The sequence below is a fragment of the Pseudomonas sp. Tun-23181 genome (assembly GCF_057415455.1).
Genome location: NZ_CM171630.1, coordinates 2806225 through 2832295, shown reverse-complemented (window position 1 = coordinate 2832295; position 26071 = coordinate 2806225). Strand labels below are relative to the sequence as shown.

Here is a 26071-nt window from a genome sequence, read left to right as displayed (position 1 = left end):
CCAGAAGACAGGAAGCCCAGCGTGAGCCAAGCGTTTGTAGTCGTTGATACCCCTGAACAGGCCGTCGACCGTCTGGCGGCCTTGCATGAACAGGCTACCGGGGCCCTCAGCCAGGCCCTCAAGCGCTACCTGAAGGACCGCACCGAGCCGGACGACGACCAGCGCGCGCTGTTTCGCTACCCGGCCCTGCGCCTGACCTACTACAGCCAGGGCGAGGTCGCCGCCACCACCCGGGCCTATGCCAAGGTCCAGGTGGCCGGCACCTACAGCGTCACCATCACCCAGCCGGCGGCCTTCCGTGGCTATCTGCTGGAGCAACTGCGGCCGCTGATGCACGACTACACCGTGACCCTCGAAGTCGGTGTCAGCGAGCAGAACATCCCTTACCCCTACGTGGTCGACCAGGGCGACGAGCTGGCCGGCAGCGGCATCACCGCCGCGGAGCTGGCGCGGGTCTTCCCCAGCACCGACCTGTCGGCGGCCACCGACAACATCGCCGATGGCCTGTACGACTGGGGCAGCGCCGAAACCCTGCCGCTGGCGCTGTTCGACGCCGCCCGCGTAGACTTCTCCCTGCGTCGCCTGGTGCACTACACCGGCAGCGACTGGCGCCATGTGCAGCCCTGGATCCTGCTGACCAACTACCACCGCTACGTCGACCAGTTCATCGGCCATGGCCTGGAGCAACTGCGCGACGATCCGCGCTTCGTGCGCATGGTGCTGCCGGGCAACGTGGTGATCGAGAAGGGCATGGACGATGGCGAGACCCAGGCCCTGGTGGCCAGCGTGGTCTGGCACCGCTACCAGATGCCGGCCTACCACCTGATCGCCGCGGACGGCGATGGGGTTACCCTGGTCAACATCGGGGTCGGCCCGTCCAACGCCAAGAACATCACCGACCACTTGGCCGTGCTGCGCCCGCACTGCTGGCTGATGATCGGCCACTGCGGCGGCCTGCGCCAGTCGCAGACCATCGGCGACTACGTGCTGGCCCACGCCTACATGCGCCGTGATGGCATCCTCGACCGGGTGGTGCCGCCGAACATCCCCATCCCGGCGCTGGCCGAAGTGCAGCTGGCGCTGCAGGAGGCGGCGGCGCAGGTCACCGGCGAACGCGGCGAGCAATTGAAGAAGCGCCTGCGCACCGGCACCGTGCTGACCTACGACGACCGCAACTGGGAACTGCGCTGGGCCCAGGAGCGGCCGCTGATCAACCTGTCCCGTGCCGTGGCGGTGGACATGGAAAGCGGCACCATCGCTGCCCAGGGTTATCGCCTGCGTGTGCCGTATGGCACCTTGCTGTGCGTCTCGGACAAGCCGTTGCACAGCGAGATCAAGCTGCCCGGTTCGGCCAATGCCTTCTACAACCGCGCCGTCAGCCAGCACCTGAAGATTGGCATCGCCGCCCTCGACCTGCTGCGTACCGAGCTCAATTCGCTGCACTCGCGTAAACTGCGCAGCTTCGACGAGCCGCCGTTCCGCTGAGGATCCATGTCCCTGCCACCCCGTTCCAAGCCACGCCGCCCCCCGGTGCGGCCTGCCGGTCCAAGGCGCCAACCCAAGGCGCCACCGGCCGAGCCCCGCCTGATCCTGTTCAACAAGCCGTTCGACGTGCTGACCCAGTTCAGCGACGGCGAAGGGCGCGCCACGCTCAAGGACTACATCGATATCCCGGGTGTCTACCCGGCCGGGCGCCTGGATCGCGACAGCGAAGGCCTGTTGCTGCTGACCAATGACGGCCGCCTGCAGGCGCGCATCGCCGACCCGAAGCACAAACTGGCGAAAACCTACTGGGTACAGGTGGAAGGCGAGCCTAGCGAAGAGCAGCTACAGCGCCTGCGTGACGGTGTCGAACTCAATGACGGGCCGACCCTGCCAGCCGAGGCGCGTCGCCTGGACGAGCCTGACTTGTGGCCGCGCAACCCGCCGGTGCGGTTTCGCAAGAGCGTGCCGACCCATTGGCTGGAACTGGTGATCCGTGAGGGGCGTAACCGCCAGGTGCGGCGCATGACGGCGGCGGTAGGGTTGCCCACCTTGCGCCTGGTGCGGGTGCGGATTGGCGACTGGACGATCGAGGGGCTGGAGCAGGGCTGCTGGCGCGAAGTCTCGCCGAAGGTTTGAGACGGAGGTAAGCCCCAAAGCACCGCTTGATGTGCATCGGCGCAAAGCCGCTAGACCCCTTCCAGGAACCCCACCACCACGCTCTTGATGATGAAGGCGAGCACGCCCAGGCCCAGGACGAAGAACAGGATCAGGGTGCCGAAACGGCCCGCCTTGGACTTCTTCGCCAGGTCCCAGACGATGAAGCCCATGAAGCCGATCAACACGGTGACGAGGACGATCATCATCCATTCTTCGAATACTGCAGGATCCATCGGTGTTCTCCAGGCAGGCTGAGCGCCCGATCATACACCGGGCGCCGGGGCGGTCAACGCAGGTGGGTCAGGGGCAGCTCGGTGCTGGCCAGGACTTGGTTGAGGACGAAGCTCGAGCGCACGCTGGTGACGCCCTCGATGCGGGTCAGGCTGCCTAGCAGCAGTTTCTGGTAGTGGTCCATGTCCGGCACCACCACCTTGAGCTGGTAGTCGGCATCCATACCGGTGACCAGGCTGCACTCCAGAACCTGGGGCAGGCTGCGGATGGCCGCCTCGAAAGCCTCGAAGCGCTCGGGAGTGTGTCGGTCCATGCCGATCAGCACGTAGGCCGTGAGGCTCAGGCCGAGTTTCTTGCGATCCAGCAGCGCCACCTGGCGCGAGATGTAGCCGTCGTCTTCCAGTTGCTTGACCCGCCGCGAGCAAGGGGAGGGGGACAGGCCGATGCGTTCGGCCAGTTCCTGGTTGGAGATACGCGCATCGCGCTGCAATTCGGCGAGGATGCTCAGGTCATAGCGGTCGAGCTTGCTCATGGAGGGGACCTTTTCTGTTCGGATTGCTGAGGATTATCGATCCAGGGTGAAAAATTGCGCAAGTGCTATTTATCAGAGCAATATTCGCAATCCTCTGCTGCGGTGCTTCCCGTATCTTTATCCACAGAATCACTGCCCGGACTTCAGTCCACGGCGACAGGCCCCAGGAGGGCCGTCGCGGCCAGGCCATCCAACAGGACCCGCCAGGCCCCCGGGCTACGCACCGTCCAGAAGACGGCGTGAGGTGAGCCGGCGCCACAAGTGCCGAGCACGGACGACAATTCCCAGAGGGAGGCCAATGGCCTCCCTTTTTTCATGGGCGCGAGCTTGGCGTCATGGGCTGCGCGATTGCATCAAACTGGATCGGCATGCACCAACACATCCGCCCTCGGATAACGCTGGCGGATCGCTTGCGACGCCTGCTCGCACAGCTCATGGGCCTCATGCAGCGGCAACTCGCCAGGCAGCTCCAGGTGCAATTGGACGAACCAGTGGCTACCCGACACCCGCGTGCGCAAGTCGTGGGCGCCCCTGACCCCGGGGATGGCGCATGCCAGCTCGAGCATGCGCTCGCCGATGTCGGCCGGCAGCTCCTTGTCCATCAGGATCGCTGTGCTCTCGCGGGCGATCTGGGTGGCGCTCCAGAGGATGTAGAAGGCAATCCCCAGGCCGAACACGGCATCCAGCTGCGGCCAGCCGAAGCGAGCCAGCAGCAGGGCCAGCAGGATGCTGCCGTTGAGCAGCAGGTCGGAGCGGTAGTGCAGCGAGTCGGCGCGCACCGCTGTGGAACCGGTGGCGCGGATGACCTTGCGCTGGAAGGCCAGCAGGGCCAGGGTCAGGACCAGCGAGAGTAACATCACGCCGATGCCGGTGGCTGTGTCGCCCAACGGCTGCGGCGACTGCAGGCGCTCGACCGCCTGCACCCCGACCAGCACCGCGCTGACCCCGACGAACAGCGCCTGCGCCATGCCGGCCAGGGCCTCGGCCTTGCCATGGCCGAAGCGGTGGTCGTCGTCCGCCGGGCGCAAGGCATAGTGTACGGCGAGCAGGTTGAGGAAGGAGGCCACGGCGTCCAGCGCCGAGTCGGTCAGGCCCGCCAGCAGGCTGACCGAGCCGCTCAGCCACCAGGCCACTGCCTTGCTCAGCACCAGGATGCCGGCCACCGCGAGCGAAGCACGGGTGGCCAGGCGCAGCAGGTGTCGATGTTCGGCGGGTTGGGTCATGCCGCGGGTGTCGTCCTTGTCAGGCGGCCGGTACCAGGCCGTAGGCGGCCAGTTGCTCGACGCTGCCGCGGTGCTGGATCAGCCGCGGGTCGTTCAGCGGCAGGCGCTGGCCCAGTTCGCTTTCGAGAATAGCCTGCAGCCTGGTGTTGTCGACCCGGCCGTCGGCGTCGATGGCGGGCTTGAGCTTGGCAGGGTCGACTTGGGCGGTGTGGCCCCCTGGGTAGTAGATGGCGCCCGTGGCGAAGTCGATGCCGAAGGCGATCAGGCCGGGAATGACATAGAAAAGAATACCGATGGCGTCCATGGCGGCGACAACAGGGTCGATCTTGCCTTCGATCTGACCGCGACGGTCTGGGTAGAACAAGGTGCCGCAGGCCGTCAGCTGGATCAGCAAGGTGGCGATGAGTGCGCCACCGATGACGCGGGAATGGATGCGCATTTGAATCTCCGAAAAGTAACCACGAAGGGGCAGGCCAAAACGCCTGCGCCTGCTACTAAGACCATGGCAGGGCAGGCCCGGTTCGCCGTTATACGCGGGCGATGGTTCCAGGGCCATCATGATTTCATTACCAATCGATGCCGTTCTGCCTGCCCTTGGCGGCTCTCGGACACGGCGAGGCTGTGCACCTGCAAAGAGCGGAAACATCAGCCCAGCTGAGAAATCTTTTTTAGTAACGACACACGAATGGCGTTGGCATGTACTGGGGGGGCAAGTGTGCGGGTAGGTCTACCTGGATATTATTTTATGATAATGAAATTGTCACCCAGTAATCGCAGGTTCTAATTGTCTGCTCATCAATGTTTAACTGGGTTTTACATTGTTTTTGTGCGGGTATTGACAAGTTGAACTTTTTCTTTGACACCGGTTTTTTGATTGCTAGTATCCCCGCAAGCGACCCGTTATTTAGCCCGGATTTCTCATGAGGCCGGCAGGCGTGGCCGGTGAAGCCTCGGCGTATCAACAACCTGCCTTCCACCGCTAAAAATTGATCGTTTTTTATTCAATTCCCGCGTATGGGGCGCACTGCCCCCTTTCCCCCATTGAGCCGGGCCGGGGGCGCCCGCCTGTTCAGGTCGGCTTGAGGCGGGCAACCAGCCCCGCAAAGAGTTCCTGATGCGGATAGGCCTCGCTGATCAGCACGCGGATGCGCCGGCTGTTGCGAATGATCACCGCACCGATCTTGAGCAGTTTCAAGCGCAGGTTATGGATGCTCATGCGCGCCAATGCGGTGCCCTGGAGATGATCGCGTAGCCGTTCGAACAGCACATAGGCAAAGGCCGACAGCATCAGCCGCCACTGGTTGGTCCACCAGCGTGGGCTGGAGGTGCGGTCGGCGAACAGATCCAACTGTTGGTCCTTGATCCGATTCTCCATGTCGCCACGGCCGCAGTAGTCTTCGTAGTACTGCTGGGCAGCATCCTCGGCAAAGCGGGACACGACGATGAAGCGTGGATTGGCACCCTGCTCGCCATGTTCCAGGCGCGACACGACCAGGCGGCGCCTACGCCAACTACCGGCCTGATAGAGGAAGCGATACACGCCGGACATCTTCTGCCCGGTTTCTTGGTAGGCCTCGGCGACCGCTTGCATGGCCGGCGCCGCCATCCGCTGCAGGCGGGTGTTGCGGGCCAGACCCACCACATAATCCACCTGCTTGCGGTCACACCAGTCGAGCATGCGATGTCGGCAAAAACCGCCGTCACCGCGGAACACGATGCGGGTCTCTGGCCAGAAGCGGCGAATGAACTTGACCAGCAGTGCCAGGATGGCCCAACTGTGTCGGGCGCCATCGATGTTGCTCGGGCGCAAATAGCTCACCAGCAGATGGCGACCACAGAACACATAGAGCGGCAGGAAGCAGTAATGGTCGTAATAGCCATGGAAGAAGCGCCCTTCCTGATCTCCATGCACCGGCACATCGGTCGCATCGAAGTCGAGCACGATCTCAGCCGGCGCCTGGTCATGCTGGGCGATGAAGTGCTCCCACAGCAGGCGATGGGCTTGCACCACCGTTTCGCGATCGGCTTGCTGTTCCAGGCGCCCCAGAGTGGATTTGCCGGCCAGCGGTTGCAGGCGGTTGACCGCAGTCTGCAGCGCGTAGTCATGGCGCAGGCCGTCATGATCGTTGAGATCCTCGTAGCCGGCGGCCAGTGCATAGATACGCTGGGCGAGCAGTGTCTGCAGTCCATGCTGGACACGCCCAGGATCACGCCGATCGGGAACGATTTTGGCCAGGCGGCGGGTCAAGCCATGTTGCCGGTCGACCTCGCGCAGCAGCAACAAGCCCGCATCCGAGGTGATGTGACCACCGGTGAAAGAGGCCTCGACGAGGCGGCGAGAGAGGGGTGAAAAGTGGAGTTTTTCTGGTAGCATTTTGTGCGCGGCTGAAGACTTATGGGGCTTTGTTTGGCGACAAGAATCATAAGGCTTTCAGCCGTTTTTGTTTATGCGGTCATGAGAAATCCGGGTTAGTGTGCTTGAGAAGTCCGATCGCGACGGGTTTACGCTGACCTCTTGCACCTTTTACAAGTGTGCTCGGGACGCTTGGAGAAAGGGCGCGAACCCCGATGACGGGTAACAGACAGGGAGTCTCTAAGGTGATCAGGTCCCTCTGCGAACGCAGGTTCTATTGTCTCACCCCCATGCAGCATGTCGTTGCAATTCCCTTATGCAATTCAAACTCAACGCTCACTGGGCGCGTGAAATATCACGTGCCCAGTGAGCGCTCGGGTGTGGGCTAGGTCCAGCCTCTGGACTGAATCTTTTTATATAACTTTCGCTCATTCGAATGCCCAGTCGCCTTTTAAGCGGCTGCGCACGCGTTCGGGTTGCTTTGTTATGGGATTGACTAGCTGAAGCAAAGACAGGTGTGCGATGAATAATATTGTAATTGTCGACAAGGCGACGGGGGCGGCGACCGAACATGCGTTCGGTAACGTCGCCCTGAACGGAACCAGTATTGTAAAAGTGCCCATTAGCCCGAGTAGCATCCAGTCGATGCAACAGTCGGGCACGAACCTGGTCATCACGCTCAAGTCCGGTGGCACGGTCACGGTCCAGAATTTCTTTGTGGCCAGTGGCGAGGCCAACCAGTTGGTACTGGAAGAGGCCGATGGGACCCTGCTCCTGGGAAGTTACTCTTCACCGTACTCCGGTTTTACCTTTAGCGAGATCGGCGCCCTTGATGATCTGACCGCTGCCGCGACGCCGGACTGGGTGACCTGGGGGTTGAGTCTGCTGGGGGTTGGCGGCCTTGCCTCGATGTTCTTCCTCAATGGTAGCGGAAGCAGTAGCGGCAGCGGCGGCGGCGGTGATGCCAGTTCGACTACACCGGATGCGCCTACCGACCTTGCTTTCAATAGTGCCGGAACGGTACTGAGCGGCAGGGGCAAGCCGGGTTTGACTGTGACGGTCAAGGACGCGAATGGGCAAGTCATCGCCACAGGGATCGTGGGCTCGGATGGCAACTTCCACGTCAACCTGAATACCCCGCAAACCAATGGCGAAACAGTCGAAGTCACCCTCACTGACGCTGCTGGCAATGTGTCCCCTCCCAGCACGATCACCGCAGACGACACCACGGCCCCCAATGCGCCGACAGATTTAGCCGTCAGTGCCGATGGCACCACCGTCAGCGGCAAGGGCGAACCCAATACCACCGTCACCATCAAGGATGCCGATGGCAAGGTGATCGGTACCGGTACCGTAGGTCCCGATGGCACCTTCGAAGTCGTGCTGAATTCCCCTCAGGTCAACGAAGAAACCCTCACGGTGACGTTGACCGATGCTGCAGGAAATATCTCGGCCCCAGTCGAAGTAACTGCACCAGATATTGATGACACGGACGCTGACGCTGACGCTGATGCTGATGCTGATGCTGATGCTGATGCTGATGCTGATGCTGATGCTGATGCTGATGCTGATGCTGATGCTGATGCTGATGCTGATGCTGATGCTGATGCTGATGCTGATGCTGATGCTGATGCTGATGCTGATGCTGATGCTGATGCTGATGCTGACGCGGATGCTGACGCGGATGCTGACGCCGACGCGGATGCCGACGCCGACGCCGATGCTGACGCCGATGCTGATGCTGATGCTGATGCTGATGCTGATGCTGATGCTGATGCGGATGCGGATGCGGATGCGGATGCGGATGCGGATGCTGACGCGGATGCTGACGCCGATGCGGATGCTGACGCCGATGCTGATGCCGACGCCGACGCCGATGCCGATGCCGATGCCGACGCGGATGCCGACGCTGATGCTGACGCCGATGCGGATGCGGATGCTGACGCTGACGCTGACGCGGATGCTGACGCCGATGCCGATGCCGATGCCGACGCGGATGCGGATGCCGACGCTGATGCTGACGCTGACGCTGACGCTGACGCTGACGCGGATGCTGACGCCGATGCGGATGCGGATGCGGATGCGGATGCTGACGCCGATGCTGATGCCGACGCCGACGCCGACGCCGACGCCGACGCCGACGCCGACGCCGACGCCGACGCCGACGCCGATGCGGATGCGGATGCCGACGCTGACGCCGACGCCGACGCCGACGCCGATGCGGATGCCGACGCTGATGCTGACGCGGATGCTGATGCTGATGCTGATGCTGACGCGGATGCCGATGCCGATGCCGACGCCGATGCCGACGCCGATGCCGACGCCGACGCCGATGCGGATGCCGACGCTGATGCTGATGCTGATGCCGATGCCGATGCCGATGCCGATGCCGACGCCGACGCCGACGCCGATGCCGATGCCGATGCCGACGCTGACGCTGACGCCGATGCTGATGCTGATGCTGATGCTGATGCTGACGCGGATGCCGACGCCGACGCGGATGCTGACGCCGATGCGGATGCCGACGCCGACGCTGATGCTGACGCGGATGCCGACGCGGATGCTGACGCCGACGCCGACGCCGACGCGGATGCCGATGCCGATGCCGATGCCGACGCCGATGCTGATGCCGATGCCGATGCCGACGCGGATGCCGACGCCGATGCCGACGCTGATGCTGATGCTGATGCTGATGCTGACGCCGATGCTGATGCCGACGCCGACGCTGACGCCGATGCCGATGCCGATGCCGATGCTGACGCCGACGCCGACGCCGACGCCGACGCCGACGCCGACGCCGATGCCGATGCCGATGCCGATGCCGATGCCGATGCGGATGCTGACGCCGATGCTGATGCCGACGCCGACGCCGACGCCGATGCGGATGCCGACGCCGATGCCGACGCCGATGCGGATGCCGACGCTGATGCTGATGCTGACGCGGATGCCGACGCGGATGCTGACGCTGATGCCGATGCCGATGCCGATGCCGATGCCGACGCTGACGCCGATGCTGATGCTGATGCTGACGCGGATGCCGACGCGGATGCTGACGCCGACGCCGACGCCGACGCCGACGCTGACGCCGATGCCGACGCTGACGCCGACGCCGACGCTGATGCTGATGCTGATGCCGACGCCGACGCCGATGCGGATGCGGATGCGGATGCCGACGCCGACGCCGACGCCGACGCCGACGCCGATGCTGACGCCGATGCGGATGCCGACGCTGATGCTGATGCTGATGCTGATGCTGATGCTGATGCTGATGCTGATGCTGATGCTGACGCGGATGCCGACGCGGATGCTGACGCTGATGCTGATGCCGATGCCGATGCCGATGCCGATGCCGATGCCGACGCTGACGCCGATGCTGATGCTGATGCTGATGCTGACGCGGATGCCGACGCGGATGCTGACGCCGACGCTGACGCCGATGCCGATGCCGACGCTGACGCCGACGCCGACGCCGACGCCGACGCCGACGCTGACGCTGACGCTGACGCTGACGCCGATGCTGATGCTGATGCTGATGCTGACGCGGATGCCGACGCGGATGCTGACGCCGACGCCGACGCCGACGCCGATGCCGATGCCGATGCCGATGCCGATGCGGATGCTGACGCCGATGCTGATGCCGACGCCGACGCCGACGCCGACGCCGACGCCGATGCGGATGCCGACGCCGATGCCGACGCCGATGCGGATGCCGACGCTGATGCTGACGCGGATGCCGATGCCGATGCCGATGCCGATGCCGACGCTGACGCCGATGCTGATGCTGATGCTGACGCGGATGCCGACGCGGATGCTGACGCCGACGCCGACGCTGACGCCGATGCCGACGCTGACGCCGACGCCGACGCCGACGCTGATGCTGATGCTGATGCTGATGCCGACGCCGACGCCGACGCCGACGCCGACGCCGATGCGGATGCGGATGCGGATGCGGATGCGGATGCGGATGCCGACGCTGACGCCGACGCCGACGCCGATGCCGATGCCGATGCCGATGCCGATGCCGATGCCGATGCGGATGCGGATGCGGATGCCGACGCCGATGCTGATGCTGATGCCGACGCCGATGCGGATGCGGATGCGGATGCCGACGCTGACGCCGACGCCGATGCCGATGCCGATGCCGACGCCGATGCGGATGCGGATGCGGATGCTGACGCGGATGCTGACGCCGACGCCGACGCCGACGCCGACGCCGACGCTGATGCTGATGCCGACGCGGATGCCGATCTGGAAGCCTTCGACGACGTCGCAACTGCCGAACTGACCGTAACCCCGGTTACGACCAACACCGGGCTCGACAGCATGAACGTGTTCACGCTGCTGGGAGTAGGTGGCATTCAGCTCGGTGTGCCTGAGTTGTCGCAGGAGTTCACCGTAGCGGATGAAAGTACCGGCACCTTGAACCTGTCCTTCGGCTCCGGTGATCTTGCCTCCGTGCTGGGTAGCGGGTTCACTGCGGTACTCGAGGTCAGCGACGGAGCTGGCGGCTGGATTCCGGTAGACCAGGGAAGCGTAGGCGGTGGCTTGCTCGATCTGCTTGGGTTGTTCGGTTCGGGTAACACCAGCGCGAAAATCGAAGGCCTGGCAGCAGGTGAGTATCGCTTCACGCTCTCCATGGACCCCGCCCTGGTGGCAGTTGGCGCAAGCGCCACAGCACAACTGAGCGTCGATAACGCCAGCCTGGTCGATTTCACTGCAACAGGCGGTGAGGTCAGCGGCAATGTCATCACCGACGATGGCTTTGCAGGCGTGCCGGACTCCCCAGGTGCGGCAGGGGATGCCACGGTCACGGCCGTCAACGATGTGGAGATCGGTGACGATCCTGCGGTCGGTACCGTTGTGCACGGGCTGTACGGCGACCTGACGATCTTTGCCAATGGCGACTACAGCTACACGCCAAATGGCGATGTGGCGAACATCGGCAAGGTCGATACCTTCGAGTATCGACTGGAGACAGCGGCAGGCGGCACGGCTTCGGCCACCCTCTACGTGCGCATCGACGGCAGCGACTCGACGGTGACCTGGAGCCCTGACGATCCGTCGGCGGAGGGTGTTGTGGAGGTGGTTGCCACCGATGACATCGGAACGGCAATGATCGACCGCGACAACCTGGTAGAGACTGAAAGCCTGACGGCATTGCAGTACTCGACGCCGCTGCTCATCGGTACCGGGAGAGGTACTGGCGCGGAGATCGTAGTGGAGGCCGATACTACGGCCGACCTTACCGTCAGTGTCCAGTTCTCCGGCGTTGGGTTGTTCCCGACAACCACACTCACGTTGGAGGTGTTCAACGGAACCAGCTGGGTGTCCACGGGCCAGACCACGACCAGCTCCAACTTCACCTTCACCGGGCTGGAGGCCGGTACGTACCGGGTGACCGGGGCAACGGGGGCCGTATCGTTGGCGGGTACGATTACCGTCAGCCAGACGCTGACCACCACCTATGCGAATGAGTTCGTCACGGGTGAGGCCATCGCTGCAACGGGCAACGTCCTGGCGCAGAGTGCTCACTCGCCGGCAGACAGCCTCGGCTCGACGCTGGCAGTGCTGAGTGTGTTGGTCGACGGGGTCTACGTCATACCGGGTCAAACCGGAGCCGTGGTGCAGGGTCAATACGGCACGCTGACGCTGCATGCGAACGGTGATTACGTCTACACGCCGACCCCAGGCCTGGCACTGGCTGACCTCGGCAACGTGGACAGCTTCAGCTACAAGATCACCGCACCAGGTGGCCAGGAGGACACCGCAACCTTGTACGTACGCCTCGACTCGCCGGATCTTGATTTTGTCTGGGACGATGACAATCCAGGCGATCCTGCCACCGAAGCCCCAGGCTTCGCAGCAGCCTCGCCGCTGGACGAGGCGTCACACGCCACGATCGAGGGCGGCACCGAAGGTACCGCAAGTGCCGAAGGTGCTGATCAGACGACAGCCCATGACACCGGGTTCGTATCGGTGGATGGCGCGGCAGGCCCTGACACGCTGTTGTGGGAGGGTGACGATGCGACGATCAACTTGAGCTTGCTGGTCGGTAATGTCAGCGACATCGAGAGCATCGACCTGAACGACTTCAGCGCGGTCGAGCTGACCGTGAGTCTGGAAGACCTGGTGGCAGTGACGGCGCCCGAGACGGATAGATTGTTTATCCAGGGCGACGAGCAAGACAGCGTCCATCTGACCGGTGACTGGTCGATGGTTTCCACTCAACTGGAGAATGGACAGGAGTACGTGGTGTACGTCAGCCAGGAAGATGAAACCCATCAACTCTGGGTACAGAGCGGTATCAACGTGGTTTGACCATGTTGCAGGCGCAGAGCGTCAGGCCGTAAGGCCTGGCGTTCTCTGCTCATTCCGTTAGCCATCAACCGTAACGCCAGGGCGGCGTATTGCTCACCGCCCGGGCGTTACACCCTGACGTTGAGTGATGCCGTGCATGTTCCTGAAACCGAATGGGCTGCATGGCAAGTAAGCGCCAATCTTTTTCAGCCCAAGCTGATAATGGAGCATTACTTGAAACCCAAGGATCGGTTCGAGTTCCTGTTTGTGGCGTTGTTGGTCTTCGCCGTACAACCATTGACTACCGAGAGGGCCGTGGCACTGACACGTGACTACGAACCCGAACATATCAATTCCATCAGCCCAAGCGATGTGGGCAAGCATTTACCGGGTGACTCATTCGGTGCCGGCCAGGTGGCCGCCCCCAGGAATGTGGTGCCCGACAACCTCGACCTGCCGCGTGCCATCCAATTGGCCGTTGCCTGGCATCCTGCCATTGCAGAATCGATCGGTCAGCTTTACCAGCAACATGACAATGTCACCATCGCCCGGGCGGGTTATTACCCGCAGATTCGTGGCGGTTTCAACAGCGGTTATGACAGCGGCCTGACCGGTAATGGTCAAAGCCAGACCTTCACCCTGTCGGTCTCGCAGATGCTGTATGACTTCGGCAAGGTGGACAGTGCGGTGGACAGCGCAGTGGCCCGGGTCAATGGCCAGCAGGCTGCGGTCCTGCTGGCCATTGACCAGGTGGCGCGCGATACCGCCTTTGCCATGATCGAACTGCAGCGCTACCAGGCGTTGCTCGACATTTCTCGCGCGCAGGTCAAGGGGCTTACGGCCATCGCCGAGTTGGCCCAGCAGCGCAGCGATATGGGCGCCAGCACCCGCTCCGACATGATCCAGGCTCGCTCGCGGGTCGAGGCAGCCATTGCGACGCAACTTCAATACACCGCGCTCTACAAGCGCTGGCGCACGGCCCTGGGCAACCTGCTCGGTACGCAGGCCCCAGTCAGTGTCAGCACCGCGATGCCTGCCGCTCTGCGCCAGTCCTGCCAAGGCATCGATGCTGACCAGGTGCTGACACCATCATTGTTGATCGCTCAGGCTCAGCAGGCCGATGCCCAGGCGCAAATTGCCCTGGCGCGGGCCGAGGGGTTGCCGACGGTTTCGTTGGATCCTTCGCTGACCCAGTACCTGGACAGCAACGATGAGAATGGCACTGTCGGCGGGCGTGATCGCACGCGCTACGGGATCTTCATCAACGTGGAGGTGCCGCTGTACCAAGGCGGCGCCATCACGGCCCGCAAATCGGCGGCCGCTCAGGCGCTGCGGGCTGCCGAGGCGGCCAACGATGCCGCGCGCCTGGCCGTGCGCCAGGGCTTGCTCGAGGCTCGCGACCAGACCTCCAGCCTCGAGCAGCGGCTGTCGACCCTGGATTTTCGTGAGCGCAGCATTTCCGAAACCCGCGACTTGTATCGCCAGCAATACCTCGAGCTGGGCACGCGGCCGCTGCTCGACCTGCTGAACGCCGAGCAGGAAATCCACCAGGCTGCCATGGATCGGGCCAACACCCGCGCCGACCTGCATCGCCTGGAAATCGAGTGCCTCTATAACAGCAGCGCCCTGCGCACGGCGTTCAATCTGGACAGCAGTACGATCCAAGGTGTGGAGATTCGACCATGAACGATGCAGTGAACGTTGCGACCCCGAGCACCACTGACCCGCAGACCTTGGAGGTGGCTAACGCGCTCGACTACGAAGGCTGGCTGGAGGCGATATTGGCTGTCGCGCGGCACAATCGCTTGGATTGCTCGGCGCAGAATGTACGCATCGCCAGCCAGTGGAGCCAAGGGGCGAGTGTCGACCAGGTGCTGCGCCAGATGGCGCGCCAGGCTGGGCTGAGTCTGAAGATCGTCGCCTTCACCCCCGCGCTGCTGGCGCAGCGGCGCCTGCCACTGGTGCTGCAGTTCGACGATGGCCAGATCGGCGTGCTGCAGACGATCAGCGACGACGAACTGGGGATCGTCTACAGCGGTGACCAGGGCCTGCAAAGCCGCATCAACCGTACGGACCTGGTCAATGCCGTGCGCAAGGTCCTGATTCTGCGACCGGCGCAAGCGGTCAGGGATTCCCGGGTCGACGATTACATCAAGCCTTACGAGAAAAGCTGGTTCAGGAACATCATCCTGCGCGACTTGCGCCCGTATGGCCATGTCATGTTGGCGTCGCTGGCGGCGAACGTCCTGGGGTTGGCCGGGGTGCTGTTCTCGATGCAGGTGTATGACCGTGTGGTGCCAGCCGAGTCGATGCCGACCCTTTACGTGCTGTTCGGTGGGGTGATGCTGGCGTTGTCTTTCGACTTCATCTTGCGCATCACACGCGTGCGGATCACCGACCTGCTGGGCAAACGCGCAGACATGCGGGTGTCGGACCTGGTCTTCGGTCATGCCATTCGCCTGCGTAATAGCGCCAGGCCGAAATCCACCGGTTCGTTCATCTCGCAGTTGCGCGAGCTTGAACAGCTTCGCGAGCTGATTACCTCGAGCACCGCCAGCGCCTTGGCCGACCTGCCATTCTTCCTGATGTTCCTGGTGATCTACTGGTTCATTGCCGGGCCGCTGGTGGCCGTGCCGCTTGGCTCTGTGCTGTTGCTGTTGATCCCGGGGGTGTTGTCGCAGCGCAGCCTGGCCAGGCTGGCCAACCAGTCGATGCGTGAAAGTTCGCTGCGTAGCGCCATGCTGGTGGAGACTGTGCAAGGCCTGGAAGACATCAAGATGCTCCAGGCCGAGCAGCGTTTCCAGCAACAATGGAACCACTACAACGCGACCGCTGCCGAGGCTGGCTTGCGCTTGCGCACGCTCACCAACGGGCTGGTGACCTGGACGCACAGCGTGCAGGGGGGCGTATTCGCGGTGGTGGTGGTGTTCGGTGCGCCGATGGTGATGGCGGGCGACATGACCACCGGTAGCCTGGTCGCTGCATCGATCCTGGCTTCGCGCATGGTGGCGCCGATGTCGCAGATCACCGTCGTGCTGACGCGTTGGCAACAGGCCAAGGTGGCCCTGCAGGGTTTGCATCGGATCATGCAGATGCCGGTCGACCAGGCCGATGGCAGCAAGCGTGTGCACCTGCCTGTGGTCCGTGGCGACTATGAGTTCAAGCAGGCGGTGTTCAAGTACAGCGAGGATGCACCCGTACCGGCCTTGACGGTCAAGGACTTGAAGATCGTTCCGGGCGAGCGCATCGCGGTGCTTGGCCGTAATGGCGCGGGCAAATCGACCTTGCTGCAGGCGATGGCCGGCATGATCGACCTCAGCTCAGGGTCGCTGACGCTGGATGGCGTGGGCTTGGGTCACATCGACCCGGCCGATGTGCGCCGCGACGTGGGCCTGCTGACTCAGAACTCCCGGCTGTTCCACGGCACCTTGCGGGAAAACCTGGTGATGGGCACGCCCCACGCCAGCGACCAGGAGGTTCTCGACGCCCTGGCGCTGACCGGGGCGCTGGAGTTCATCAGCAAGCTCCCGCTGGGCATGGACCACATGATTCTGGAAGGTGGGCTCGGCCTCTCCGGTGGCCAGCGGCAGTCGCTGTTGCTGTCGCGGCTGATCATTCGCCAGCCGCAGATCGTGTTGTTGGACGAGCCTACCGCGGCACTGGACGATGTCAGCGAGCGCAAGCTGATCCAGAGCCTGGCGCAATGGGGTGCGCAGCGCACGCTGATCATCGCTACGCACCGGATGAGCGTGCTCAGCCTGGTGGATCGCATCATCGTCGTCGACAACGGTTCGGTGGTGATCGATGACACGAAGGACAACGCCATTGCCCGGCTTTCCAAACCCAGGAACCCGGTGCAGTGAGCCGGCTGCCCATGCAATTGACTGCACAGAAGGATAGCGCTGATGGCCAATGAAATGAGTGCTTCGAGGTGGCGCCAGGGGCAGGTCCAGGTGCCTCTGCTCGATGCGTCCCAGGGCGACGACCTGTCCCGCGACGACAGCCTCGATGACGCGACGGTGGTGCGTTCGATGCGTATCGTCTGGTACCTGGCATTGATGCTGCTGGCGTTCGGGATATGGGCCTACCTGTTTGAAATAGACGAAGTGTCGACCGGCACCGGCAAGGTCATTCCGAGTTCGCGCGAGCAGGTCATCCAATCGCTGGAGGGGGGCATCATTGCCGAGCTCAACGTGGCCGAAGGGGATATCGTCGAACAGGGCGAGATCCTCGCCAAGCTCGACCCGACCAAGACTGAGTCCACCTTCGGCGAGAGTGCGGCCAAGTACCGCGCGGCCCTGGCCAGCGTTGCCCGGTTGCAGGCGGAAGTGAATGGCACCGCGCTGACATTTCCCGAGGAACTCAAGGCCTATCCAGCGCTGATGGCGGCCGAAAGCGACCTGTACCAGACCCGGCGCAAGGGGCTCGAAGAGTCTCAAGCGGGAGTCAGGACCTCCCTGGCGCTGGTGCGCAGCGAGTTGGAGATCACCGAGAACCTGGCCCGTGTCGGTGCCGCGAGCAACGTCGAGGTGCTGCGCCTGAAACGGCAAAAATCCGAGCTCGAGCTCAAACTCACCCAGTCCCGCTCCGAGTACCTGGTGCGCGCCGGCGAGGAGCTGGCCAAGGCCAACTCCGATGTGCAAACCCTGTCGTCGATCCTCAAGGGGCGTTCCGACTCGGTTTCGCGCCTGACATTGCGCTCGCCGGTGCGCGGGATCGTCAAGGACATCGAGGTCACTACCATCGGCGGGGTCATTCCTCCCAATGGCCGTCTGATGCAGATCGTGCCGATGGACGATCAGTTACTGATCGAGGCGCGCATTTCACCTCGCGACATCGCGTTCATCCACCCCAACCAGGACGCCAAGGTCAAGATCACGGCCTACGACTACGCCATCTACGGCAGCATGGATGGCAAGGTGGTGACGATTTCCCCCGATACCATCCAGGACGAAGTCAAACCCGAGGTGTTCTATTACCGCGTGTTCATTCGTACCCACGACAACGAGCTGCACAACAAGGCCGGCAAGGCGTTTCCTATCGTGCCGGGAATGATCGCGACAGCGGATATCAAGACCGGTCGCAAGACCGTGCTCGATTACCTGATCAAACCCATGAATAGGGCGCGTGAAGCCCTGCGCGAGCGCTAGGCGGTTCCCAGCCTTCGGGGCGGGTTGCCGCACAGAGAAGATGCAGCTTCCAGCTCTCGGCCAAATCAATGAGTGATGTTCTGTCTGTGGGGGAGTGATCGCATGTTCGGATCGAGCGTCGTGCGCTGGCTGTCATGCCTGGTCCTGGTGTTCAGTGCACCTCTGTTGGCCCGGGGCGTGGAGGATTCGCCGCTGCTGTGGAACACCCCGGCAGACCAGGTCCGTTGCGTCGATTCAGCCTCGGCCCTGTGGGTCGAGTTCGCCAGTGGCCAGGCCTGTATCCGTTACTTCAGTGCTTCGCCGCTCCAGGGAGCGCCGGTGGTGATCGTGATGTTTCACGGTGATCGCACTATCGAAATGCACCGTGCGCCCCAGGCCATTGCCGGCAATACCCTGCGGGCCAAGGACCAGCAGGCGGCGGCCCTGAGCCGGCGTGCCGGCGTACCGGTGGTGATTGTCGCGCGGCCGGGCACCTATGGCTCGAGTGGCAATCATGGGCAGCGCCGCCAGGCCAGCGAGTTCCAGGCATTGGATGCGGCACTCGACCAGTTGCGCCAGCGTCATACCATCGGGCGTTTCGTGCTGCTCGGGCACAGCGGCGGGGCGACGGTGGTGGCCGCTCTGATGACGTTGGGGCGCAAGGATGTCAAATGCGCGGTCATGACCTCAGGGGCGTTCGCCCTGCTCGAGCGCGCGCAGATGATTCGTCGCAGCAAAGGCCTGCCCGCCCGCGATGGGCGCGACACCAATGGCCTGTTGCATCCTTATGATCCCTTGCAGCACATCGATGGCATTGCCCGGGTGCCTGGTCGCCCCTTGATCTTGATAGGTAACCGCAAGGACCAGGTTTCCCCCTTTGTCTTGCAGGAAAGGTTCTACCAAGCGTTGCGCGATGCGGGACTCGAGGCCCGATTGATCGAAGCGCCGGCTTTCGGCCCGGCGTTTCATCAACTGCGCGACGATATCGGGCTGAAGACTGCGGCCCAGTGCGCCCAGCCTTGAAACCAGGACCCACTGTACCTGCGAGTCCTTGTTTCAAGCTTCAAGGCGTGCCGTCAGAGCGCCGCGACACGTTGTTGGGCGTGGGTGAGTGAGTCGACCAATTGCGAGAGGCCGGTGCCGCCAGAGCTCTTCACCAGCACCCAATCGCCCTTGTGGAACCAGCGTTCGGCATGCTCGGGCAGTTTGTCCAGCAGGGCGTTGACGTCCTCGAACCACTCGATGCTCAAGCGGTCGCGTACCTGTACATAGAGCGCATGCATCAGCGGCCCACAGAGCAGGGTATGCCGTGGCGCTGCCGCCAGCAGGTGTTCGGCCAGGTCCAGGTGATAGCGTTGGCTCTCTGGCCCCAGCTCGAGCATGTCCCCCAGGACCGCAACGCGCTGATTGGCCCGGCCAGGCAGTTCCGCGAGCATTCTCAACGAGGCCCCCATCGATCCCGGGTTGGCGTTGTAGGCATCGTTGATCAACTGGTAGTCGCCGTCCCCGCAGGGGATGGTCAATGTGTTTCCGCGCCCGTCGACCGCCTCGAATGTCTCCAGGGCAGCTTGTGCCTGCTCGATGGGCAAGCCAGCGGCAATCAGCGAAGCCAGCACCGCCAGGGCATTGAGCACCATGTGCCTGCCGCGGGTACGCAGCGTGAAGCGCAATGGCGTACCTCGAAGGCTGGCATTGACCAGCAGGTGAGACGCTGTCGCGTGGCAGTCGATCACCCGTAGGTCGGCGTGGGTATGCTCGCCGTAGCTGAGCTCGCTCAATTGCGCTCGCTTGGCGGCGTCAGCGAACACTTGGTAGTACGGCATGTCGCGGTTGAGCACCGCATGGCCACCGGGCGCCATGGACCTGAAGATGGCGCTTTTCTTGCGGGCGAGGTTGGCCAGGGTGCCGTGGTATTCCAGGTGCGCCGGCGCCAGGCTGGTGACGACGGCGATGTGGGGGCGAACCAGGTCGGAGTTGATGGGCATCCTGCCAACAGCCATTTCCAGGACCCAGAAGCGTGCCGGGTCGGTCATGCAGGCCAGGTTCCAGGCGATCCCGTGGGGCAGGTTGGCGTTGCCTTCGGTCTGCGCCACCGTGTCGAGCTGTTGCAGGGCATGGGTGAGCATGGCCACCACGGTGGTTTTGCCGGCGCTGCCGGTTACCCCGAATACCTGGCCGCTGAAGGTCCGCCGGGCGTAGCGCCCCAGGTGCAGCATGGCATCGGCGGTGTCCGGGACTTGCAGCACCGGCAGGCCGGCGTCGAGGTAGGGCGTGGGGTCGACGCAGACAAAGGCCGACGGGCGCAGGTGGGGGGCGGCCTTGGCCCACAGGCGCGCCAAACGGGTCTCATTGACACCCACCTTGCCCGGATGCCTGACCAACATGCGTTGCGGTTTGAAGTACGACATGGACGGGGCCAGCCCGCTGGCTTGCCAATCCGCCGCAGGCGCTACCACCCAAGTGCCGCCGGTGGCTTGCACGACATTTGCCGCATCCCAGTGCCAGCCGCCGGTGCCATGCTGCTTCTGCGCCAGGGCGCAGTGGACCTGCGGTGCGCCATCGAGCAGGTAGCGGTGATAGGCAATGAGCCCGGAGAGATAGTGTTCGACATCGTCGATACGCACGCGAAAGGCATGGTGGCGAATGAAGAACGAGCCGACGATGCGTGCCGGATTACCAAAGAACATCGCTATTTCCGGCCAGAAGTAACCGTTCAGCAAATGCCCGGCGCGGTGGTGCAAGGCTCGGTAGAAGGCTTGCAGGTCGACCTCCTCGAGCAGGTGACGCAGTGCAGGCAACTGCTCGAGGCGTTGTAGCATCTGCTGTGCCGCCATCATCAGTTCCAGCAGGGTCGGGAAGGTAGTGATGCGCTGCTGCACGAAGTCCAGGTAATCGATGAAGTTGTTCAGGCCGAAGCGGAAGTATTTTTCCTCTGGCCGGTAATGGGTCAGCTCGTTGACGCAGTAGCTCAACCAGTGGTCGTGCGCGCGCCAGTGTTCCTTGGCGATGAAATGATCGAAGGCCTTTTCGACGACCTGCAGCCAACGCTTGTCGCCTGTCAGGCCGTAGAGGCGCATCAGCCCGAATGCTGCTTCACCGTCGTAGTAGATGATCCGGAAGGGCTCTTTGACACTCAGGTCCCTGGCATGCAGAACGTGGTCGAAGCTGCCGGTCTGCGGGTCTTGCATCCAGGCAATGCCATTGGCCAGCGCTTCGAGCAACGGCTGGTAGTCGCGGTTGCCGGTGACTTCGCTGTATTTCACCAGGGCCAGCAGGCAGACCGCATTGCCCCCCAGCTTGATTTCGTCGCCGGTGTCCACCAGGAAAGCGGCGGCGCTGCCATCGGGCAGGGTGTAGGGTTTGATCAGCGTCTGCGTGAGGTGATCGAGGGCACGGCCTATCGATGCCCCGAGGGTGTCATCCTGGGTCAGCGCCCAGGCTTCGACCATGGAATAGGCCGTGCTGGCGTGACGTAGGGTGTTGTAGTTCTGGATCGTACGGTCAAAGCAGGGGAAATAGCCGTAGACGAACTGTCCGCTGTCCTTGACCTGGCGCGAGAGAAAGCCTGCAGCCGTCACGATGCTTTCCCGCACCTGGCCGGCGTCCAGCATGCCCGTCTTGCGTCGTCCGACATCGGGCCCATTGCTGTTGAGGGCATGGGCAATACCGTCTTCGGCACAAAAAACACCTTGGGTCTGGAACAGGTAGACGGGGGCTTCGGGGTGGGCTTGTGCGTATCGGGCTGCCGCCAGCGCTGGCGAACCGGCAAAGCGTTTTTTCACGTAGACCGAAAAATTGCCCAGGTTGAAGCTGGCACAAGGAATGCTGGAGCCGCCGTACAGGATGGCGTTGGCGTTGATTTCCTGTTCGGTGAGGGCGATCTCCAGTCCTTGGTCGAAGGCGATACCATAGCGGAAGTAGTTGCGCTTGTGGCGCTTGAGGCGCTCCTGCAATTGCGCCCATGTCAGCGTGGTGAGGTTGACTGCACGCTCGACCCGGAGCCACAGCGGCCCGGAGGGCTGACCCTGCCCGGGCGAGGCCTGCAGCGCCGGAAACTTTGATAGTGCTTGGCTCCAGGCGGTCTCGAAACTGTCCGCGGTGACGTGGAACACCTTGGCGCGCTGGCTACTGTCGCTGAGGGAGAAGAACAGCGTACAGGCCGGCGGGGCATCGGCAATGAGCGCTGCTGTCTGGCGTTTTAAAAAATCGTAACACGCTGTTAGTTGCTGTTTCAAAGACATAAGAAAATCCATTGTCAATGTCGGATGAAGACAGGTTGTTTGTTATGTGAACATTATCTCGTTCGGTATTCGAACACGCCTTTGAACATTAAGGCCTTCCTGCGTCCAAGCAAGGTCTGGCGTTGCAAAGTGTGAGTGTGAGCTTCGTCACATAAAAGACCGGCATGCACTTATACATGAATAAGCACGTTGAGCAGTCTTGTTGAGTCTTGAAATGGAACTTCCGTTCTAGTTGAGCGGAAGCGAATCATCTTGGGCTCTTTCCTTGGGGGGAAAGCCGCTGGGTTGCTCATGCTCGTTCAGGTGATTCTTTATGAGCTTCCTGAGGATCTGCGATACGGTGAGGTCGACGGTCGCAGAAAGATCCTCTAGTTTTTTCTTGGTTGGCAGATCGATCAAGATCGTGAGGCGAACGGTCTTTTTGTGCATGTGCGGTTCCTTTCTCTTCCGCAGCAGATACTCATGCTGCGGTCGGCTCTCCAGTGCCTGATGAATATGAGGCTTGACATGGAACTTCCGAGGCTCCGTGGGGACTATAATTCAACCGTGACAGATTTTCTACATGACTTAAAGCGCGTGTAGGCAATCATGTGTTGAATCGGTGTGCCCATATGAGTGCCTTGTCCAACCGCACTCATGCCGCCGCGAGTGAATGTCCACAAGTTTCGAAGACATTCGTTCTGTTGGCGAACGGTCTCGTCGAATGGTCAATGAACCTTTGTATACTGCACGCCTTGTTGCAGGAGTAATCATGAGTTCGTTGCCCATCGATGCCGCCTTGCCGGCCCTTTTGAAAGCCCTCGGGGAACGTCACGAGGTCGTGCTCCAGGCGCCGCCAGGGGCCGGTAAAACCACTCGCGTTCCGCTGGCGCTCCTTGACGAACCTTGGCTCAAGGCGCAGACCATCATCATGCTCGAACCCCGGCGTCTGGCTGCACGCGCCGCAGCCGAGCGGATGGCGGCTGAACTCGGCGAGCGGGTAGGGGAGACGGTGGGTTACCGTATCCGCCTTGAAAGCAAGGTAGGCCCGAAGACACGCATCGAAGTCGTGACCGAAGGGATCCTGGCAAGGAGGCTGCAAGACGACCCCTCGCTGGATGGTGTGGGCCTGGTCATCTTCGACGAATTCCACCTTCGCAACCTGGACGCGGACCTGGCCTTGGCGCTCACGCTCAATGGGCGCGAACTCTTTCGCGATGATGTCCCGCTGAAGGTCCTGTTGATGTCGGCAACGCTGGACGGGGAGCGCCTTTCCCGGCTGCTAGACGATGCCCCCATCGTGACCAGCGAAGGCCGGATGTACCCGGTCACGACGGTCTGGAGCAAACCACAGCAGCCGGGTGATTACATCGAGCCCCGGGTCATCGCCGCGTGCCTCGATGCACTTGAAGAGCAGACCGGCAGCATGCTTGTCTTTCTGCCCGGCCAGGCAGAGATCCGTAGGGTCCTCACTGGCCTGCAAGACAGCCTCGATGACCCTCAAGACATCCTGCTCTGCCCACTGCATGGTGAACTTGATCTCGACCAGCAGCGAGCGGCAATCGACCCAGCCCCTGCTGGAAAACGCAAAGTGGTGCTCGCCACGAACATCGCGGAAACCAGCATCACCATCGACGGCGTGCGCGTGGTGATCGACGCAGGCCTTGAGCGTGTGCCCCGGTTCGATCCACGAAGTGGCATGACCAGGCTCGACACACAGCGTATTTCCAAGGCGAGTGCCACGCAGCGGGCGGGGCGGGCAGGGCGGCTCGAGCCGGGGGTTTGCTATCGCTTGTGGTCCGAAGCCCAGCACGAGCAACTGGCGGGCTTTGGTTCGCCGGAGATTCAACAGGCCGACCTGGCGGGATTGGCCCTGCAGCTCGCGCGGTGGGGCGTTGGGCCGGACGAGCTCAAGTGGCTCGATGCTCCCCCGGCTGCGGCCTTTGCCCAAGCATGCGATCTATTGCGCCGGCTCCGGGCCCTGCAACCGGATGGACAATTGACCCGGCATGGCCAGGCGATGGCCGAGATGCCCGCTCATCCGCGTCTGGCCCACCTGCTATTGCGTGGTCATGAGCTGGGTTTGACGAATCTGGCATGCGATATCGCGGCCTTGCTGAGCGAGCGGGATATCCAGCGCGGCGGCGGGGCCGACCTGCACGCTCGGTTGGCTGTCTTGTCTGGAGAGCAACGCGCCCAGCGTGGCGGGCAGGGGAGCGCCCAGCGAGCGAAGCAGTTGGCCAGGCAATACCGTTCGTTCTTGCGCGGGCCCACGGCTGACCGCGTGCCGGACCCTGCAAACCCGAAATGGGTGGGCTGCCTGCTAGCGCTTGCCTACCCTGATCGCATTGCACGACAGCGGCGCGCCGGTGGCGCGGAGTACCGCCTTGCCAATGGCCGGGCTGCGTTGTTCTCAGAGAGCGATGCGCTGATGAAACACCCCTGGTTGGTGATCGCTGATCTGGGGAGCCGCCAGGGGCAACGGGACGAGCGTATCTATCTCGCGGCGGATCTGGATGAAACGCTGTTCGACTCGGTCCTGAAAGAGCAGGTCAGCCAGGTGGACGCGCTGGATTGGGACGAGCGGGAAGGCGTGCTGCGGGCGGAGCGACAGCTCAAGGTCGGGGAACTGGTGCTTTCTTGCGCGCCGCTGGCCAACCTGGATGACGAAGCCCGTGTCCAGGCATTGATCGACTATATCCGGCGCAAGGGCCTCGAGCTGTTGCCCTGGACGCCCGAGCTGCGCCAGTGGCAGGCACGTGTGGCACTGCTGCGTGACCTGGATCTGGAGAGCGGGGGGGCGAGTGAATGGCCGGATTTGCGTGATCAGGCGCTTCTGGCGTCCCTACGTGAGTGGCTTGGGCCCTACATTGGAAAGGTCACCCGGCTCAGCCACTTTGGCCAGCTCGACCTGGCATCGATTCTGCGCAACCTGTTGCCCTGGCCATTGCCGCAGCAACTCGATGTGCAAGCACCCCAGACGATCTCGGTGCCCTCGGGGTCGAATATTCGTATCGACTACAGCGAGCGTCCCCCCGTATTGGCGGTAAGGCTCCAGGAGTTGTTCGGCCTGGCGGACACACCGCGCATCGCCAATGGGCGGCAGGTGCTCAAGCTGCATTTGCTGTCGCCAGCGCGGCGCCCCGTGCAGGTCACCCAGGACCTGGAGAACTTCTGGAAATCGACCTATGCCGAGGTCAAGAAAGACCTGAAAGGCCGATACCCCAAGCACTACTGGCCGGATGACCCGCTGGTAGCTGAGGCCACGGCACGGGCCAAGCCCAGGGGGACCTGAGCTCCTGTCGCCGGGGTGCTTGCGTTGGTGCAAGCACCCCGGCGCTGCCGATCAGTCCACGCGCTCGATCAGGAACTCGTGGACCTCACCTTCCTGGACATTCAGCAGGTAGTAGATCCCCGGCTCATGGTGCGGGGTATCCATGATGGCCTTGACCTGCTGGCCCTGGTGGTCCCGCCAGCGGCAATGCAAGCCTTGTTCGGTCCAGTTCAGGGTTTCCAGCTTCCAGAAGTCGGTGACCTCGGCATGCTTGTACAGCCCCAGGTAGCCATTGAGGCTGATGCCCAGTTTCTTGTCCGCGTGGTGGCCGGTGCCGCGGATGCTGAAGTGATGGCGGTTCTCGGTTTGCGACAGGAAGGTGAAATGAAAGACCGGGGAGTCGGCCTGTCCGCCTGCTTGCAGCCAATCATCCTGCGGGGCGAATCCCCAGCTGAACTTGTCGGTGCTACGGCTGAGCCGCAGCGGCACCCGTCGGTTATCGACCAGCATGTAGATCTTGCCGCGAAATGCTTCGATCGTCTCGGCGACGAGCACTGGTTCATGAGCGTCTGTCATGGGAGTCTCCTTGTCCATTCGATGGCAGCACCGTGCTGCACCGTCGGCGATTCTGGCGGCCGACGGGGATCGATGGCGCAAGGAAGGTTTGCTT

The 26071-nt window shown here is 62.8% G+C and carries 16 protein-coding genes and 1 pseudogene; 9 read left to right on the top strand and 8 right to left on the bottom strand.

Annotated features, from left to right (window positions below):
- Window positions 1-21 precede the first annotated feature (21 nt).
- Together amn and ACDI39_RS13480 are read left to right on the top strand one after the other, a co-directional pair.
- A complete protein-coding gene (amn, locus tag ACDI39_RS13485) occupies window positions 22-1485 on the top strand; it encodes an AMP nucleosidase (RefSeq protein WP_225788673.1) in 1464 nt (487 codons plus the stop codon).
- A 6-nt stretch (window positions 1486-1491) separates the two neighbouring features.
- Window positions 1492-2121, top strand: a complete 630-nt coding sequence (locus ACDI39_RS13480; protein ID WP_225788672.1) for a pseudouridine synthase — start codon at window positions 1492-1494, stop codon at window positions 2119-2121.
- 50 nt (window positions 2122-2171) lie between these two features.
- On the opposite strand, the gene ACDI39_RS13475 is transcribed toward ACDI39_RS13480, so the two are convergent.
- The 5 genes from ACDI39_RS13475 to ACDI39_RS13455 form a co-directional block, all read right to left on the bottom strand.
- Complete coding sequence (locus ACDI39_RS13475) at window positions 2172-2375, bottom strand: DUF2788 domain-containing protein (RefSeq protein ID WP_023378567.1); 204 nt, start codon at window positions 2373-2375, stop codon at window positions 2172-2174.
- Window positions 2376-2428: 53 nt separating this feature from the next.
- Window positions 2429-2905 (bottom strand): Lrp/AsnC family transcriptional regulator, encoded by a 477-nt coding sequence (locus tag ACDI39_RS13470; RefSeq protein WP_194792105.1) that lies wholly within the window; start codon window positions 2903-2905, stop codon window positions 2429-2431.
- Window positions 2906-3258: 353 nt separating this feature from the next.
- Window positions 3259-4128 carry a cation diffusion facilitator family transporter gene (locus ACDI39_RS13465; protein ID WP_225788671.1) on the bottom strand — a complete coding sequence of 290 codons (870 nt, stop codon included), beginning with the start codon at window positions 4126-4128 and terminating at the stop codon, window positions 3259-3261.
- 19 nt (window positions 4129-4147) lie between these two features.
- Window positions 4148-4567, bottom strand: a complete 420-nt coding sequence (locus ACDI39_RS13460) for a polyribonucleotide nucleotidyltransferase (protein WP_225788670.1) — start codon at window positions 4565-4567, stop codon at window positions 4148-4150.
- A gap of 630 nt (window positions 4568-5197) precedes the next feature.
- Window positions 5198-6502: an IS1380-like element ISPa33 family transposase gene (locus ACDI39_RS13455; protein WP_010793081.1), complete on the bottom strand. Its 1305-nt coding sequence runs from the start codon at window positions 6500-6502 to the stop codon at window positions 5198-5200.
- Window positions 6503-7003: 501 nt separating this feature from the next.
- Here ACDI39_RS13455 and ACDI39_RS13450 point away from each other — a divergent pair.
- The 6 genes and pseudogenes from ACDI39_RS13450 to ACDI39_RS13425 all read left to right on the top strand — a co-directional run.
- A pseudogene (locus ACDI39_RS13450) lies at window positions 7004-7900 on the top strand (Ig-like domain-containing protein); the annotation flags it as partial.
- 2904 nt (window positions 7901-10804) lie between these two features.
- Window positions 10805-12799 carry a BapA/Bap/LapF family large adhesin gene (locus ACDI39_RS13445; protein ID WP_262967480.1) on the top strand — a complete coding sequence of 665 codons (1995 nt, stop codon included), beginning with the start codon at window positions 10805-10807 and terminating at the stop codon, window positions 12797-12799.
- A gap of 246 nt (window positions 12800-13045) precedes the next feature.
- Window positions 13046-14464, top strand: a complete 1419-nt coding sequence (locus tag ACDI39_RS13440) for a TolC family outer membrane protein (protein ID WP_253104009.1) — start codon at window positions 13046-13048, stop codon at window positions 14462-14464.
- On the top strand, window positions 14461-16641 hold the full coding sequence (locus tag ACDI39_RS13435) for a type I secretion system permease/ATPase (RefSeq protein ID WP_225790708.1): 2181 nt from the start codon (window positions 14461-14463) through the stop codon (window positions 16639-16641). Before ACDI39_RS13440 ends, ACDI39_RS13435 begins: the two co-directional genes overlap by 4 nt.
- Window positions 16642-16683: 42 nt before the next feature.
- Window positions 16684-17928, top strand: coding sequence for an HlyD family type I secretion periplasmic adaptor subunit (locus ACDI39_RS13430; RefSeq protein WP_225790709.1), 1245 nt, complete (start codon window positions 16684-16686; stop codon window positions 17926-17928).
- Window positions 17929-18030: 102 nt separating this feature from the next.
- Window positions 18031-18930 (top strand): alpha/beta hydrolase family protein, encoded by a 900-nt coding sequence (locus tag ACDI39_RS13425; protein WP_225790710.1) that lies wholly within the window; start codon window positions 18031-18033, stop codon window positions 18928-18930.
- A gap of 53 nt (window positions 18931-18983) precedes the next feature.
- On the opposite strand, the gene ACDI39_RS13420 is transcribed toward ACDI39_RS13425, so the two are convergent.
- Both ACDI39_RS13420 and ACDI39_RS13415 read right to left on the bottom strand, forming a co-directional pair.
- A complete protein-coding gene (locus tag ACDI39_RS13420) occupies window positions 18984-22148 on the bottom strand; it encodes a Mur ligase family protein (RefSeq protein WP_225790711.1) in 3165 nt (1054 codons plus the stop codon).
- A 228-nt stretch (window positions 22149-22376) separates the two neighbouring features.
- Window positions 22377-22577, bottom strand: a complete 201-nt coding sequence (locus tag ACDI39_RS13415; RefSeq protein ID WP_225790712.1) for a hypothetical protein — start codon at window positions 22575-22577, stop codon at window positions 22377-22379.
- A 322-nt stretch (window positions 22578-22899) separates the two neighbouring features.
- Between ACDI39_RS13415 and hrpB the strand changes: the two genes are divergently transcribed.
- Window positions 22900-25422 carry an ATP-dependent helicase HrpB gene (gene hrpB, locus ACDI39_RS13410; RefSeq protein WP_225790713.1) on the top strand — a complete coding sequence of 841 codons (2523 nt, stop codon included), beginning with the start codon at window positions 22900-22902 and terminating at the stop codon, window positions 25420-25422.
- A gap of 51 nt (window positions 25423-25473) precedes the next feature.
- Here hrpB and ACDI39_RS13405 read toward each other — a convergent pair whose 3' ends face one another.
- On the bottom strand, window positions 25474-25977 hold the full coding sequence (locus ACDI39_RS13405) for a hypothetical protein (RefSeq protein ID WP_225790714.1): 504 nt from the start codon (window positions 25975-25977) through the stop codon (window positions 25474-25476).
- Window positions 25978-26071 lie beyond the last annotated feature (94 nt).

Excerpts from the sequence above, each read along its gene's own strand:
- ACDI39_RS13460 (WP_225788670.1), bottom strand. The coding sequence starts at position 4,567 with ATGCGCATCCATTCCCGCGTCATCGGTGGCGCACTCATCGCCACCTTG.
- ACDI39_RS13445 (WP_262967480.1), top strand. The coding sequence starts at position 10,805 with ATGAACGTGTTCACGCTGCTGGGAGTAGGTGGCATTCAGCTCGGTGTG.
- ACDI39_RS13415 (WP_225790712.1), bottom strand. The coding sequence starts at position 22,577 with ATGCACAAAAAGACCGTTCGCCTCACGATCTTGATCGATCTGCCAACC.
- ACDI39_RS13435 (WP_225790708.1), top strand. The coding sequence starts at position 14,461 with ATGAACGATGCAGTGAACGTTGCGACCCCGAGCACCACTGACCCGCAG.
- ACDI39_RS13465 (WP_225788671.1), bottom strand. The coding sequence starts at position 4,128 with ATGACCCAACCCGCCGAACATCGACACCTGCTGCGCCTGGCCACCCGT.
- hrpB (WP_225790713.1), top strand. The coding sequence starts at position 22,900 with ATGAGTTCGTTGCCCATCGATGCCGCCTTGCCGGCCCTTTTGAAAGCC.
- ACDI39_RS13430 (WP_225790709.1), top strand. The coding sequence starts at position 16,684 with ATGGCCAATGAAATGAGTGCTTCGAGGTGGCGCCAGGGGCAGGTCCAG.
- ACDI39_RS13405 (WP_225790714.1), bottom strand. The coding sequence starts at position 25,977 with ATGACAGACGCTCATGAACCAGTGCTCGTCGCCGAGACGATCGAAGCA.
- ACDI39_RS13425 (WP_225790710.1), top strand. The coding sequence starts at position 18,031 with ATGTTCGGATCGAGCGTCGTGCGCTGGCTGTCATGCCTGGTCCTGGTG.
- ACDI39_RS13455 (WP_010793081.1), bottom strand. The coding sequence starts at position 6,502 with ATGCTACCAGAAAAACTCCACTTTTCACCCCTCTCTCGCCGCCTCGTC.
- ACDI39_RS13480 (WP_225788672.1), top strand. The coding sequence starts at position 1,492 with ATGTCCCTGCCACCCCGTTCCAAGCCACGCCGCCCCCCGGTGCGGCCT.
- ACDI39_RS13420 (WP_225790711.1), bottom strand. The coding sequence starts at position 22,148 with ATGTCTTTGAAACAGCAACTAACAGCGTGTTACGATTTTTTAAAACGC.
- ACDI39_RS13475 (WP_023378567.1), bottom strand. The coding sequence starts at position 2,375 with ATGGATCCTGCAGTATTCGAAGAATGGATGATGATCGTCCTCGTCACC.
- ACDI39_RS13470 (WP_194792105.1), bottom strand. The coding sequence starts at position 2,905 with ATGAGCAAGCTCGACCGCTATGACCTGAGCATCCTCGCCGAATTGCAG.